At 45.8% G+C, this 14,763-nt stretch carries 13 protein-coding genes and 1 pseudogene; 13 read left to right on the top strand and 1 reads right to left on the bottom strand.

The features are described 5' to 3' along the window. Positions 1–255: 255 nt before the first annotated feature. Positions 256–1,146, bottom strand: a complete 891-nt coding sequence (locus EKM71_RS10145; RefSeq protein WP_125574501.1) for a LysR family transcriptional regulator — start codon at positions 1,144–1,146, stop codon at positions 256–258. Positions 1,147–1,470: 324 nt separating this feature from the next. Between EKM71_RS10145 and EKM71_RS10140 the strand changes: the two genes are divergently transcribed. The 13 genes and pseudogenes from EKM71_RS10140 (at position 1,471) to EKM71_RS10085 (ending at position 14,566) form a co-directional block, all read left to right on the top strand. After that, positions 1,471–2,214, top strand: coding sequence for an SDR family oxidoreductase (locus tag EKM71_RS10140; RefSeq protein ID WP_125574500.1), 744 nt, complete (start codon positions 1,471–1,473; stop codon positions 2,212–2,214). Positions 2,215–2,274: 60 nt separating this feature from the next. Further along, positions 2,275–2,913: an NAD(P)H-binding protein gene (locus EKM71_RS10135; protein ID WP_125574499.1), complete on the top strand. Its 639-nt coding sequence runs from the start codon at positions 2,275–2,277 to the stop codon at positions 2,911–2,913. Between the two features lie 10 nt (positions 2,914–2,923). Further along, a complete protein-coding gene (locus EKM71_RS10130; RefSeq protein WP_125574498.1) occupies positions 2,924–3,418 on the top strand; it encodes a YbhB/YbcL family Raf kinase inhibitor-like protein in 495 nt (164 codons plus the stop codon). A 21-nt stretch (positions 3,419–3,439) separates the two neighbouring features. Further along, positions 3,440–3,850: a cupin domain-containing protein gene (locus tag EKM71_RS10125; protein ID WP_125574497.1), complete on the top strand. Its 411-nt coding sequence runs from the start codon at positions 3,440–3,442 to the stop codon at positions 3,848–3,850. Between the two features lie 12 nt (positions 3,851–3,862). Beyond that, positions 3,863–4,219, top strand: coding sequence for a cyclophilin-like fold protein (locus tag EKM71_RS10120; protein ID WP_125574496.1), 357 nt, complete (start codon positions 3,863–3,865; stop codon positions 4,217–4,219). Between the two features lie 113 nt (positions 4,220–4,332). After that, entirely contained in the window at positions 4,333–4,983 is a 651-nt protein-coding gene (locus EKM71_RS10115) for an NAD(P)H-binding protein (protein ID WP_125574495.1), read from the top strand. A gap of 16 nt (positions 4,984–4,999) precedes the next feature. Then, positions 5,000–5,203: pseudogene (gene gpmA / locus EKM71_RS10110) on the top strand (2,3-diphosphoglycerate-dependent phosphoglycerate mutase); the annotation flags it as partial. A gap of 175 nt (positions 5,204–5,378) precedes the next feature. Then, positions 5,379–5,522: a hypothetical protein gene (locus EKM71_RS11130; RefSeq protein WP_164504788.1), complete on the top strand. Its 144-nt coding sequence runs from the start codon at positions 5,379–5,381 to the stop codon at positions 5,520–5,522. A 358-nt stretch (positions 5,523–5,880) separates the two neighbouring features. Next, a complete protein-coding gene (locus EKM71_RS10105; RefSeq protein WP_125574494.1) occupies positions 5,881–8,433 on the top strand; it encodes a MucBP domain-containing protein in 2,553 nt (850 codons plus the stop codon). Between the two features lie 611 nt (positions 8,434–9,044). After that, positions 9,045–11,129, top strand: coding sequence for a MucBP domain-containing protein (locus EKM71_RS10100; RefSeq protein ID WP_125574493.1), 2,085 nt, complete (start codon positions 9,045–9,047; stop codon positions 11,127–11,129). A 378-nt stretch (positions 11,130–11,507) separates the two neighbouring features. Further along, positions 11,508–13,112, top strand: coding sequence for a cation:proton antiporter (locus EKM71_RS10095; RefSeq protein ID WP_125574492.1), 1,605 nt, complete (start codon positions 11,508–11,510; stop codon positions 13,110–13,112). 174 nt (positions 13,113–13,286) lie between these two features. Next, positions 13,287–13,712: a helix-turn-helix domain-containing protein gene (locus EKM71_RS10090; RefSeq protein WP_125574491.1), complete on the top strand. Its 426-nt coding sequence runs from the start codon at positions 13,287–13,289 to the stop codon at positions 13,710–13,712. Further along, positions 13,712–14,566, top strand: coding sequence for an alpha/beta fold hydrolase (locus EKM71_RS10085; RefSeq protein WP_125574490.1), 855 nt, complete (start codon positions 13,712–13,714; stop codon positions 14,564–14,566). The genes EKM71_RS10090 and EKM71_RS10085 overlap by 1 nt, the downstream gene beginning before the upstream one ends. Positions 14,567–14,763 lie beyond the last annotated feature (197 nt).

The following is a 14,763-nucleotide window of genomic DNA, read 5'->3' as shown; positions in this document are numbered from 1 at the left end:
CACCGCGAATGAATACCACGATGAAGCCGCCTAAGCAATACTAAAAATTATATTATTTCAACTGTCAACTTGACAGGGACTAGTGCACATTGAAAGGGCTGGCATTTTTTATGGTATCAAGAATTTTCATCTCTCATATCGAATTTTTTATCTATACGGTTGGCCTCAACTAGAGAACCTGGCAGTATTTTTAGATCGTACGAAAAGCATCCCTGAAGATTGAAGTGATATTCAGTCTTTGGAGATGCTTTCTTTTTATTTAAAAACTTGTAGAAAGGCATTTAAGAAATTATCCGTTGTTCTGCCGGGAAACTTGGTACTTAGTAGGCCATAGGGCACCGTAATTTTCGTCTCTAATGGAATGGTGACCAGATTTGGATGAATGTTTTTCCAAGGAGTTAATGAAATCAAAGCAATATTTTCATCGACGGCTCGATTAAAGGTGTTGATATCGTAGCGACCATCAGTTTCTACCATATTGATACTTGGAACCGTACTTAGTATTTCTGAACGTAACTGATCATTCTTTTCGCTGATACCTGTCGGCACCGTGAGCAATCTTTGGTTGGCTAAATCTTCAAATTTAATCACTTCGAGTTGTGCCAGTGGATTATCACTTCTCACAGCAATTCCAAAATGGTAGGCCCCTAGTTTTATCGCTCTAAACGACTGCTTAAGTGTGGTGTTGTCGAAGGTGCCGACAATTAAATCACTACTGCGACCCAGGAGGGCGTACTCACGATTACTAGAAGTTAGGTCTTCTTGTAGTTGAACCAGACGTAATTGAAATTGAGATAATCTTGAGGCTAGTTGGCGCCACAAGACCATGAACGGGTCTGCAGGGTGAAGAATTGAGGTGCCAATCGAAATAACTTGTTTATCATCTAAACGGACTTTCCGGGTCTCTTCAATGGCTGTATCCAGTAAGTCTAACAATTGGTGGACATAAGGTAAAAATCTCTGTCCTTGAGGAGTCAGGGTTACTCCGGTCGCAGTTCGTGAAAATAACTTTAGATTGAGTTCCGTTTCTAACCGATTGATTTGTTTCATGACGGCTGTGCCGGAAATAAAGCTTTGTTCCCCAGCCTTAGTGAAACTGCCGAACTCGCTGACCCTGATAAAAGTTTGCAGCTGATTAATATCCATAGACGTTTTCCTCCATAGACTAAGTATAAACTTTTGGTTAATAGTCGGTCAACTGGTTGGCTCTTCAATAACTGGTGAATCCGCCTATACTAGTAGTTGTTATCAAGAAGGAGGGCATTTAGATAACAGTAGTGTGAACGAAATTGTTGTAGTTGCTTTTATATGTATCCTACTAATTGACATGTTTTTAGCGATTGTAGTTAACAAGAAAGTAGCAAACAAATCTGGTATTGCCCGAAAGTACCATTAGCAGAAAGATTAGGCGTCGAAAAATCAACATGGCGTCACTATTATTGGCAAAGAATAAATTGGAGGAAATAAGTTATGACATTGAAAAATAAAGTAATTGTAATTACGGGGGCTTCTTCAGGAATTGGTGAAGCCAGCGCTAAATTATTAGCTAGTCAGGGCGTCAAGGTTGTTTTGGGGGCGCGTCGTGAAGATCGTCTGCAAAGCCTTGCAAAAATTATTAAAAACCAGGGTGGTCAAGCAACTTATCGGGTGACGGATGTGACCAAGCCTGAGGATCTAGTAGCTCTGGTCTCACTGGCAAAGGAAACATATGGCGGGATTGATGTAATCTTTAATAATGCTGGCATTATGCCAACGTCCCCAATCAGTGCTCTAAAAACGGATGAGTGGAACGCGATGATCGATGTGAACTTAAAGGGCGTGCTAAATGGTGTGGCTGCAGTTATGCCAGAATTTACAAAACAAAAGCATGGTCAAATTATTACAACCTCTTCCGTAGCAGGAATTAAAAGTTTCGTTGGATCAGGCGTGTACGGCGCAACTAAGTTTGCTGTTCGTAATTTAATGGAAGTCATTCGGATGGAAAGTGCCCGTGAACACACAAACATCAGGACGACCAGTCTGTATCCGGCCGCAATCAATACGGAACTGCTACAGACAATTACCGATAGCGCCTCAAAGCAGGGCATGAGTAAGCTCTATCAGTCCGTTGGTATTACGCCAGATGCTGTGGCGAGAGTCGTTAACTTTGCGATTGACCAGCCGGACGATGTCAATGTCAATGAGTTTACGATTTATCCAACTAAGCAAGGATAGTTGGGCTGCGGTATGTATTAGGATCACAACAGTTAGTTTACAAGCAAGCGAGGTAAAAAAATGAAAAGAATTATTTTATTAGGGGCAACCAGTAATATTTCAAAATTTCTAATCCCGGAATTACTCAAGCAAGCAGATGTTCAATTGACTTTATTTGCACGGCACGCGACCAGTCGCTTAAAGGAATATGCCAGCATGCCAAATGTTTCTTTGGTCGATGGCAATTGGAATCGTGTGGCGGACTTAAAGCGTGCACTAACTGATAAAGAGATTGTCTATCTGGCGACGGGTCACTTTGCAACGGCGAACCAAAATGTTGTGCAAGCAATGAAATCAGCACATGTTGATAGACTCGTCGTGGCAGGTGGATTGGGAATATACGATGAAGTTGTTGGTGAATTTGGTCGCTGGAATGCTCGGATGATGGGTGACTACACGGAAATCAAGCGCGCGGCTAAGGTTATTGATGATAGTGAGTTGAACTATACCTTTCTGCGGATGGCCTGGCTGTACAATGATGCACAGCACACTGACTATAAGGTGATTCCACAAGGGGGTGAATTTAAGGATACGCAAGTTACGCGGCAGGCGGTCGCAAAGCTAATTGCTAAGATTATGCAGCATCCAGACCTGTATCAGCATACCAGCATCGGTGTTGCAGAGCCCAATACAGCCTGGTCTAAGCCATCTTTCTATTAGGGGGGAGTTTATGAAAGTTACAGTAGCTTTAGATAAAAGCGGCTATTTACCACCGATTTATACGAGTTTGACGACTGAGAAACGTGCTAACCAACCCATTGTTTCATTTCCAATTGAATTAGCGGAAATTCCAACGGAAACTACATCACTTGCGGTAACACTGATCGATTATGATGCCGTACCACTGACTGGATTTCCATTCATTCATTGGCTAGCAGCTAACGTTCCTGTGATGTCGAGAATTCCGGCTGACTTTAGCAGAAGCTTTGTTGGACCACAGGGACAAAACTCCTGGGTATCTCGGTTTTACGGCTTAGACGATGATTATTTCACTTGCCATTATGCGGGACCAAATCCGCCAGATCAGCCACATCATTATACGTTGGCTGTGTTTGCGCTAACTCATAATTTGGATTTGAAAAATAGCTTTTTCTATAATGATTTGCGCGCGGCACTTCACGATAACGTATTGGCAAAGGCAGAAATAGAAATTTTAGCAAAATAACTGAAGAGGAGTGACTTGATCATGATTAAGAATGAAAATGAGGTAAAGCATGGCTTGTTTGATATCGGTGACTTGAATCTAGCGTTCAAAGACTACTTTGTGGGTAATAGTTATCACAATTCACTGGTTAAGGATTCCGACGTGAGCGTCACGGTTAGCAACGTTAGTTTTGAACCAGGGGCACGTAATAATTGGCATATCCACCATGATGGGTACCAAATTTTACTAGTGACGGGTGGAGAAGGTTGGTATCAAGAGGCAGGTGAACCGGCTCGACGCTTGCATCCGGGTGATGTTGTCGTCACCCATGATGGTGTTAAACATTGGCACGGTGCAACTAAGGATAGTTGGTTCAGCCATTTGGCAATTACTGCTGGAACTCCCGAATGGCTGGAACCAGTCAGTGATGCCGACTATCAGAACTTGGATTAGAGGGTGACTAATTTGAAAAAAGTTAAACTTATACTTGATGGGAAAGAACTAACGGCTAACTTTGAAGATAATCAAACCGCAATGGCCATGATTGAGAAAATGCCACTCCAGCTGGATATGATGAACTTATACGCTCGCGAATTGACGTATCGATTTAGTCAGGCGTTACCGGCAAATGAAGCGCACACCGCAGGATATGCAGTGGGGGATATTGCTTATTGGACACCCCGACATAGCTTCGTTATTTTTTACCAGCAAACGGGTGAAGTGATCAGTGACTTGCAAAAGGTCGGCCATATTAATGACCCGGGGATTCTTAGCCGGCTTCATATGGGTAGTCAGATCCAGTTAACGCTGAAGAAGTGCTGATTAAAAATGTTAGTTGCAATGATTGATGTCGCCGATAGTCTTGCTGTTAAGCGATGTGAGTACCAGATTAGCTTGACTGCTAGTGATGATGTGTCCATTCAAAGGAGATATTTATGAAAAACGTTTTAATCTTAGGGGCTTACGGTCGGATTGCCAGAATTGTAGAGCAGCGGTTAATCAATGAGAGTGATGTTCATCTGACCTTAGTCTTACGAAATGCGGATCGGTTGAAGATTATAGATAAGTCTCGAGAAACCGTTGTTGAGGGTGATGTGTCTGATTATAAGTTGGTCTCGACGATAATGGCTGGGCAAGATGCTGTCTATGCAAATTTAGCTGGTCGTATGGCGTTGATGGCTAAAGTTATCGTTCGTGCGATGCGTGTTAACCAAGTCAAACAACTGATTTGGGTAACCGGTTCAGGATTGTACCATGAAACACCAGAACCATTTGGTACGTGGGTTGAAAATACAGTTGGGCATGCCAACAAGGAGGATACTCGACAAGCTGCCAGAATTATTGAAAGTTCTGATTTGCAGTACACGATTATCCGTGCTGCGTACATGACGAATGCTCATGAAGTTGATTACGAGCTGACACAAAAGGGTGAAACTTTTAAAGGAACTCTAGTTTCACGTGCTAGTATTGCAGACTTAATTTTGAAAATTATTGCTACTCCAAGTCGATATAGTAGAGTGAGCGTGGGAATTTCAAAGCCGGGAACAGATAATAAGTTACCTGAAATAGTGGCGGGGTATCATTAAAGAAGCGATGGGAAGGGAAGACCAAATCGCACCTAAGTTACTTGACGGCAAGAACGTGATCATCGCTGCCCACGGTAACTCATTACGTGCCTTAAGCAAGTACATCGAACGGATCTCTGATGACGACATCATGGACCTTGAAATGGCTACTGGTGAACCAGTTGTCTACGACTTCGATGACAAGTTGAACATGACTAACAAGACGAAGTTAGGTAAGTAATTACCTGATTGCGTCAGAGCCGCCTCGTTTGTGGGGGGGCTTTTTCGTGGGAAAGATTAGAAGAGGGGGGGCGAAGAGCGGAGCTGACTGCTCGTTAGCCGCACGTTTGGTCACTAGCGGTCACTAGAGGGGCCGTTACTGACCGAAAATTTAGATAAGAGAAAAGAGATTGAATTTGGCAGACAAAGAAGTAACGCAGATTGAAATGATGAAGATTATTGGTTTATTCCGTAAAGAAAGTTTCACTGGCGAGTATGACAGCTTCCAACGGGTCAGTGGGACTGATCGGGAATTCGTTGTGGTGATGAGTAATGAATGAGAAAACGCTTACTAGTTGGGGATAGAATGCACTTGAAATGATAGAACGAGTGACACCTCGTCTATCTTGTAACCTGAGCCTTAGCCGTGGCTTTATTAGGCCGACGGTATTCCTGTTGACGGCAAAGGTCACCACAAATGCTGGTATAGCGGAACATTTGGGGAATGTGGTTTTGGTGAAATGACTCATACAAGTATCCATATCCCCATGAACTTTTTTATGTATTTAATAGTATTCTTTCGAAAATACGTTATAATTGAATTGTATAGTTATACGTAAATTTCTCACATGATAGAGAGTGAAGCACTTCAATGTAAATTAGGAATTGTTTTAACGTGTCAGACGAGGAGGAACTTCCATGTTTAATTTGATGGATGAGAAAGAACATTACAAGATGTATAAAAAAGGTAAGGCCTGGGTCTTTGCCGGTATTTTAACGGCGACGTTCATTCTGGGTGCTGGCGGAGTTCAGACGGCTAAAGCGGATACAACGACAACTGGCGACAACGTCCCAGCAGTCGAAGTCTCGGCGAAGGATGCCAACAGTTCTGCGAACGAATCCACGGTGATTAAGAACTCGGCGGGGAGTGAGTCTGGCGACAAGCCAGCCGACAAGGTAATGGAGCCGTCGGTGGATAAATCAACCAGTGACATTGAGGATAAATCAACCGGTAACACTGAAGATAAGCCCGCCGGGACACCTGATGATGTGGATAAGCCAACGAAGCCAGAAGTGTCCGATACGTCCGATAAAGATGCTGCTCTGGCAAAGGAAGCGCCTGTGAACGAGCAGCACGAGAAGAAGGTTACGGCTGGGGCCGCAACACCAAGCGAGCGCAGTCGTTCTGACTTATTGCGGAGTAATATGGTGGCACCTGTTGAAGCTCCATCATTGAAAGCGTCCGAGTCCATTGATGACTGGATGCCCGATAAGAACCTACAAACTTACGTTTACTATTCAATCAAGGGGATGTTTGGCCTGACATCACCCGCCCAAATTACAAAAGACATGTTAGCCCAAGTGAAGAATCTGTCGACTATACCTGCGTTAACCATGCAGAATAAGGAGTATTTCATGGCGTTAGCCAACGTGAAAACGTTGGAAGGGCTACAGTACGCGACGAATCTAGAGTCTATCAGTATTTATCCAGCCATGGATGGTAGCATAATCTGGACAGGAAAATATGTCATGGGTCAGTTATCCGATATTAGTGCAATTGCTAATCTGCAGAAGCTAACGGAAGTTAATTTCCAACAAAATAATTTAACGGATATCTCAGCGTTGGCCAAGCTACACTTAACTGAGGCTAGTCTTTCTTACAATCACATCACGGATGTTTCACCATTGCAAGGGTCTGTGTCCACACTACCTAAATACACAACCTTGGATTTTCAGACAGTTAAGCTACCAGGGATCATTTTAAATTCGAAAACCAAGACGTACACGGCACCATCCTTTATTATCAAGACAGCTGATGGTGGTAACGTGCCAATAACCGGAGTTAGTGCTTCCAAGTACTATGGGCTGAACAGTGGGGCAACGGCAACCAATGTCAGCCCAACCACGGTTTCTTGGAGTAACTTTACGGCCAATACCGGCTATCTTTTCATGGATTGGAACGATCCGCTGTTTGGACAAGCGGGGTACGCTTATGGTGGCGAGATTATTGTGCCGTACTTGTTGAGTGACACGGTTGGTAACGTCAACGTTAACTTCAAGAAGGCCGATGGCACCGTATTGGCGCCACAAATCACAATGTCCGGCGATCTCGGAACTGATTTTGACCTGAACAAGGATGCCAATGTTATGAACACGGTCGCTTCGCTCATGAATAAGGGTCTGCAATATAAGGGAACTGAAAATGGCGAAGCCATCACCGGGGTTTATGCAGAGGATGCAAGCAACATCACCTTGATCTTTGGTGAAAAGCAAATTACAACAACTTTCAATTACCTCGACGATAAGGGGAACACCTTAGCGCCTTCACAAACGATGACCGGAACGATGGGTCAAAGTTGGCAAGTCGCGGTGCCCGGATTGCCCGGATATACCTTCAAGAGTGCCAATCAAGATGGCACGCCGATGACGGTCACGGACAATCTTTTGTCGGGGACGTTGACGGCCGATTCAAATGTTAATCTGATTTACGCTGCCAAGGATGAAACGGCTACGGTTCACTACGTTTACGCTGATGGCACGAAGGCGGCAGATGACAAGATGGTTACCGGAAAGTTTGGCGATACAATTGCCTTTCCAACCTCACCAGTCATTAGTGGTTACACCCCAAGCACCCTGACTGCTGCAAAGTATGGGGATGGCGCAATGGCCAATGTCTTTACGGTAACCTACACGAAGGACCCAGTGACGCCGGTGACACCAGGTTATCAAGTGACGGTTACGGTTCACTATCAAGACGTCACTGGTAAAACGGTGGCTCCCGATGAAATCCTAACTGGAAATTCAGGCGATTACTACACCGCAACACCAAAGACAGTGAAGGGATACACGTTGACCAGTACACCAGACAATGCCACCGGCATCTTTGGTGATAATGACAGTGAAATGACCTATGTCTACACCGCGGTCACCAATGGTGGTGAAGGTGATACCGGGACACCCAAGCCGGGAAAGCCGAATAAGCCGGGAAAGCCGAACAAGCCCGGTAAGGAGACCCCTAATAAGGGCGGTCAAGCGGCTGGCATTACGCCAGGTAAGCACGTTGTTCCTCCCAAGGGTGGCGCAGCTGCGGTTGTAACACCACTGAGTCATTCAACCAGTTTGACCAGCAAATCGACGAAGACGACATTACCGCAAACTAGTGATAAAGCCACGTCACCATTTTGGGGATTAGCCGTTCTAGGGTCACTCCTTGGATTAGCTGGTCTTAAGCGGCGAAAGCACAATCATTAAATGGCCAATTGAAAAGACTCGATTCCCCATGGGAGTCGGGCCTTTTTGCGCGGACGACTAGACCCAACCCCCAACCCGCTAAGGAGCCTCCTAAGACCATGTTTCGACGATTCTGATGCGCATAGCGCTAATGTTACCTCCTGAATTGGACTTTCTCCAACTCGGAGGTGCACTTTAATTTTTCCAGTGAACACAGCCCCTGTTACTGTTGGCTAAAGGGGGGGGATTGGGCTGAACATCTTCAGAACTACTTTCATGATCATCAAGGCCTTCATGGAAACGTGATTAATAGGACTGGTCCTTTTAAAAGGTTATATATCTTGAACTGTGTAACACTTTTTAAAACGCCTATTTACTGATTTATATGAAAACGGTAAAACGATATACGTTCCTTAAAACGTTGCAACGACAACGATTATTCACAAATATGTATAATTTATTCAATAATATTTGAATATAAAAAGGCGAAAAATATTTTCAGGTGTGGACTAGATTATAGCCAACCGATTAGCTATAATGGATTGTGTAAAGGGCTTACATTTTGAGGATTAACAATTGAGCGGTAGACCATTCTGTAAACAACAATAGCCGATTTAGGAAGGGTGTCATTTATGTTTAATTCAACCAGTACCAAGGAACATTATAAGATGTACAAGAAGGGAAAAACATGGATTTTCGCGGGCATCGTGACAGCTTCCTTGGCTCTCGGTGTTGTCGGTGGCCCAACGGCTCACGCGGATACGGTGACATCAGGTTCTTCAGAAGAACAAACGGCAACTTCGGACAAAGTGGTTACGTCGGATAAACCGGTGGTATTAGGGGCTTCGAAGACCAATGATCACGAGGATAACCTTAAAAATGATGGGGTTGCTCCAGATGAAACCAAGCCGGCTGACAATAAGACCGATGATACAGCACCGGTTGAAAGTCCGGTAGGTGATACTGACAAAGAAATCACTGACGATTCAACTGATGAAGGGCCTATCACGACGAATAACGGGTCTGCAAAAACACCCAATGGCCCTAGTCGAAAGGCACCAGCTGTCTCAACTGCCCGTATGGCGGCCCCAGCAGTCAAGGCCGATGAGTCGATTGATACTTGGATGCCAAACAAGGTACTGCAAGCCGACGTGTTAGCAACTTTTCAGGGTGCTTACATAGGCAACAATCCAGCTATTAAAGCCTCCGGTAAGAAATGGACAACTGCTGCAGATATTACACAAAAGGATATGTTGCTACTGAACTATTTGTCCTTCGATGATACTTATATCGATGGCAAGCAGTCATTCTCACTTAAAGGGCTGGAGTATGCAACAAACTTAACGACTCTGTACATTTCTGATCAATTGAATTATTCCCCTTACATGATAAGAGGGGATGTCACGGACCTGACACCATTACAAGGTCTGACGAAGTTAACTGATTTAGAGGTTTTAGGCCAACGGGTGACTGATATTACGCCAATCGCGGGTCTGAAGAATGTGACGAGTCTTTCAATTGCACAGGATTGTATTGCAGACTTTTCTTCGCTAAATGCCGCACAATATTCAGACTTGGTTGTGCATTCCCAGTTTGTGGAGAATAAAGTTATCTACATTCCTAAAACGGGCGAATATGTTTTCGTTAGTCCAGTCAAGCCAGCTCAAGGTATGACGATTACTTTGGACCCAATCACGGTCGCATCTGGGGTATTTATCACCGACCCTGCGAAGCCTAACCCGCTGATCCGCGTATTCAAGAATGGTGCAACAGGTGCTGTGATGGCCGATGGCAAGATTACCTATACTGGAATTAAGGATCAAATTATGCCGGGACAGGGTGACAACCCTTGGTCGAGTATCTATCCAAACCAAGTTCAGGAGGATTATACATACTTTCTGAATGCCACGATTACTTACACCATTGGGAATAAGACGGATACCTTAGTTCAAATGGCAACCCCATACATTAAGGCGGATCAGGCGGCCGACATCACGGTCCAGTACGTTGATGAGAGTGGCAAACAGGTGGCCGATTCCGATACCTTATCCGGGTTTATCGGCGAGGACTACACGGTAGTTGCCAAGCCTGTCGATGGTTATGAGCTAACGCAGACGCCAGCCAATGCTACCGGGACTTTCTCCGACACGGCTCAAACCGTGACCTTTGTCTACAAGGCGGTTGGTGGGACGGTAACCCCACCGACGCCTAGTCAGACGGTGACGATGACGGTACATTACGAAACAGCCAATGGGAAAAAAGTAGCACCGGATGTTACCTTGACAGGTAAGGCTGGGGATAGTTATACGTCGAGTCCAGCCACAGTTGATGGCTACGAATTAGTTGCCACCCCAGCCAACGCTAACGGCACTTTTGGTAACGTGGATGGATCAATCACCTACGTTTATGCCAAGGTCGGGGATGACGGCGACCTGGTTACTGATGACAATGGTGGCGATAAACCAGATATCAATCAGCCCGATAAACCGACGACTAAGCCAGATAGCGATCAGCCCTTAACGACTGACCACGGTGGTCAAGCAGCTGAAGTTGCCAGCAACTTGAGTGTTAAACCAGTGGTAAATCACGCGGCCAATGCCGATAAGACGACTTTGCCCCAAACAAATGAGAAACCGACTTCACCACTTTGGGGGTTAGTTGTTCTGGGATCACTCCTCGGATTAGCTGGACTTAAGCGGCGAAAGCACAATCATTAACAAAATAGTTGATCGGGTCCGGTTCTGAAGTGAACCCTCAAGGTTACGTAAGATGGCTAGCTCTGTCCGTAGAGCTGGCCATCTTTTCGAATACCATAAAATCTTTGTATTGCGCTGGTAGTCATTTTTCTTTGTTTTACTAGTCCGATGTCGCGAAGTTTCTCGGCAATCGTGTACCGTGCAAAATTTTTCCCATACAAAAACGCCTCTTTAGGCAGGCAAGCTTTGATTATGTGCTTGTCTACCTAAAGAGGCGTATATCCGAACTCGCTTTTGATGAGCTATTTACGTCTTCAAGTTCAGAGTGTTTTTGGTTTACAAGCTGAGCAAGTTGGCTAATAATCAAAACTAGCAAGTTATTTCAAATGAGGTGTCTACATGGGGTTACTTATTTCAACTGGTGTGTTAGTTGTTGCCGCAATGCTGAGTATCGTGATTAATCGGCGGTGGTTACCGCGACTATCGGTCAACTACGTGAGTATGCTGATAGGGGCAGCGATTGCGCTGGTGCCATTTCTAAATGGGTTCGTTGAGAAATTTAATTCGGAAATCTTTATTGGGCTGATTGTTGCGCCCCTACTCTTTTTCGAGGGTCAAAATACACGGTTGAACTTGGTAGGACGCCACGTCGGGGAGATTATCAGTCTGACGGTGGGGATGGTCGTGTTGTGTGCCGTTGCTGCTGGTTTGGGAAGCCACTTCTTAACGGGAGTGGGCCTGCCACTGGCGTTCATTTTGGCCGCGATCAGTACGCCAACCGATGCCACGGCGACGGAGTCCGTCACGATGGGGCGCGTCTTACCACCACGGGCGCAGACGAGTCTGAAGTTGGAATCGTTATTCAACGATGCCTCCGGAATTATTCTCTTGAATATGGCGATCTTGTGGTACGTCAACGGGTATATCAATTACCCCCAAACATTATGGGACTTTGTCTACTCTGCTGGGGGTGGAATTGTCTTTGGTGGCGTCATTAGTATTCTAATTGTCATGCTACGCCAGGCGATGTTGAGGTCTAAATTGAACTTTATCAACAATACTTATAATAACGGGACGCCCCTAAAAGTCATCTATCTGATGACCCCTTTTGTGTTGTATTTTGGGGGCGAGGCCGTGGGCGTATCTGGGATCATCGCGGTCGTCTTCGCTGGATTGATTCACAATGCTGAAGGGGAACGGAGTGCCTTGGCCAATCCGCAGTTGGCGAGTGATACGCGTCAGTTGGTGGGGCTATTGAGTGATCTGCTCAACAGCATCGTCTTTCTGGTGCTCGGCATCGTGTTGGTGCGGATTACCCTGGACAAGTCGGTCAATAACCAAGGTACTTGGCTGTGGGTCGGCATGGGGCTGGTGTTATATCTGGCAAACCTGATTGTCCGTTATCTTTATGTCCGTTGGGTTCATCACGTGCCCAATCGGGAAGCTTGGATCTTTGCTCTGGGAGGGATCCATGGGGCCGTGACCTTCGCGTTAGCCTTTACGGTCGCCGAAACCCAGATTAGAACGGCCGACTTTAATCTAGTGTTAATGTCTGAAAGTTTCTTAATCATCTTGAGTCTACTGGTGCCAACGATTGTCTTCCGATGGTTATTGCCTAGGATTCAAGTGGATGTCGACGCTGCTGCTCGCATGGCGCGGCTACGTGAACAGATGATCGAGGCTGGCGTGCAATCATTAGTAGCAATGCCAATCTCACAGGAATTTAGGGAGGCCGTGACCTTTGACTTACGCTCTCAAAATGGACACACGACGATTAAGCAATTTGTGAATGAGTGGCAGCGGATGGTTCGTCATCCCGAGTACACGCCCGAACAAATGCGGGAACTGATGACGATATATCGGCAAGTCTTCCAGACCGAACGAACTTATTTGTTACAGCAACACGAAGCCAAACATGAGATTGGCGAGGACCTCTTCAATCGCCTCTATCGTGAAATTACGATGGCTGAGACCGTGGTCTTTGAATATGGAGTCGGTGAATAGGGGACTATTAAATGGGCGTGACGAGTTTAAGCCAAGTGACGCCAGTGCTAGAATGAATCGTAACACAGACCAAGCCACTCCGAAATTGGAGTGGCTTTTTTGATCGAACGCAGGGGTTGACAGGAGTCGTCGCAAGTTTTATCGTGTACATACACGATAAAGGAGACGATCGCGTTGAGACATCATTTTTATGAAACCTGTGCTTACTTCACCGCGGCGCGGTACATGCGCACGGCCGAATCGGCAGCCAATAAATTTTTCGCACCGACTGGCATGCGACCATCTTATTCGTATCTCATGATGGCGTTGGAGGACCAACATCCTCAAACGATCAGCCAACTTGCTGAGAACCTGGGATACGAGCGTTCTTCAATCTATCGAATGGCCCAGAAATTAGGACAGTTGGGCTATTTCAAGATGTATCTCAATGGCAAGTCGTCGACGATCGACTTACTGCCGGCGGGATTTCCGTTTCTAGAAACTGCCAACCGGTGTCTTGAAGACTGGGGCGAATTTACGACGGCGAGATTAGGTGCGGATAAAGCCGCGATGACAAGTCTACTGACCAGTAATGATCAAAAATTAAGGGGGAAGGATTGATGACAAGTTTTCACACGATGCAATTAGATCAATGCGAGATTTTTTACCGCGAGGCCGGTAACCCGGAGAAGCCAACCATGCTTTTATTCCATGGGTTCCCTTCTGCTAGTCACATGTTTAGAGACCTGATGCCGCTTTTGGAACATGAGTTTCACCTGATCGCACCGGATTACCCCGGATTCGGGCAATCCAGTATGCCTAACCATAATGACTTTGCCTACACTTTTGCACACTTAGCGCAGGTGATGACCGACTTTATCGAGCATTTGGGGCTATCCAAGTTCTACATGTACGTGTTCGATTATGGGGCCCCGATCGGGTTTCAGATTGCGACGGCCCATCCAGAATGGATTCAAGGCATCGTGAGTCAGAATGGGAATGTTTACCGCGAAGGATTGGGACCAAAGTGGGTGACTCGGCAAGACTTTTGGGATCACCCGACTCCTGAGAAACGGGAAAGCTACCGGTCCGCTTTTGCCCCGGAGACTATCAAGGGTCAGTACCTAACGGGAACACCGGCCAACAGTGTGAGTCCCGATGGCTATACCTTGGACATTGCCTATACGCGGAACCCGAATTATGCCGACAATCAGCTTGATTTAATCTTCGATTATCAGAACAACATCAAGCGCTACCCGTTGTTCCAACAGTACTTGCGAGGGAATCAACCTAAGCTATTGGCAATTTGGGGACGCAACGATCCGTCGTTCATCTTCCCAGGTGCGGCGGCATTTATGAAGGACGATGATAATGCCATTGTGAGATCGGTTGATAGTGGCCACTTCGCGTTGGAAAGCCACGCGGCGGAGATCGCCCGGCAGATTCTTGACGTATTTGGAAAGGCTGATCACTAAAAAGAGCGTCTGGGATTTCCCAGACGCTCTTTTTAGTGTCATCGTGAATGGCAATAACAGTGATACCTGATCTCAGATTTGAGCAGATCAACATCGACGATGGTATCGGCGACAGCTCGGGGCCGCCTTTTTTTGTTTGAACAGCTGGTTTGAAGGGCCCCGACATGAGGAACGGGGGCGTATTCATGACGGCCAAA

Origin of the sequence: Levilactobacillus huananensis (assembly GCF_003946145.1) — a bacterium.
GTDB lineage: Bacteria > Bacillota > Bacilli > Lactobacillales > Lactobacillaceae > Levilactobacillus > Levilactobacillus huananensis.
This window is presented reverse-complemented; position numbering and strand designations above follow the sequence as displayed.

Coding starts and splice junctions, on each gene's coding strand:
- EKM71_RS10105 (WP_125574494.1), top strand. CDS start 5,881: ATGTTTAATTTGATGGATGAGAAAGAACATTACAAGATGTATAAAAAA.
- EKM71_RS10095 (WP_125574492.1), top strand. CDS start 11,508: ATGGGGTTACTTATTTCAACTGGTGTGTTAGTTGTTGCCGCAATGCTG.
- EKM71_RS10115 (WP_125574495.1), top strand. CDS start 4,333: ATGAAAAACGTTTTAATCTTAGGGGCTTACGGTCGGATTGCCAGAATT.
- EKM71_RS10125 (WP_125574497.1), top strand. CDS start 3,440: ATGATTAAGAATGAAAATGAGGTAAAGCATGGCTTGTTTGATATCGGT.
- EKM71_RS10145 (WP_125574501.1), bottom strand. CDS start 1,146: ATGGATATTAATCAGCTGCAAACTTTTATCAGGGTCAGCGAGTTCGGC.
- EKM71_RS10100 (WP_125574493.1), top strand. CDS start 9,045: ATGTTTAATTCAACCAGTACCAAGGAACATTATAAGATGTACAAGAAG.
- EKM71_RS10085 (WP_125574490.1), top strand. CDS start 13,712: ATGACAAGTTTTCACACGATGCAATTAGATCAATGCGAGATTTTTTAC.
- EKM71_RS10130 (WP_125574498.1), top strand. CDS start 2,924: ATGAAAGTTACAGTAGCTTTAGATAAAAGCGGCTATTTACCACCGATT.
- EKM71_RS10140 (WP_125574500.1), top strand. CDS start 1,471: ATGACATTGAAAAATAAAGTAATTGTAATTACGGGGGCTTCTTCAGGA.
- EKM71_RS10135 (WP_125574499.1), top strand. CDS start 2,275: ATGAAAAGAATTATTTTATTAGGGGCAACCAGTAATATTTCAAAATTT.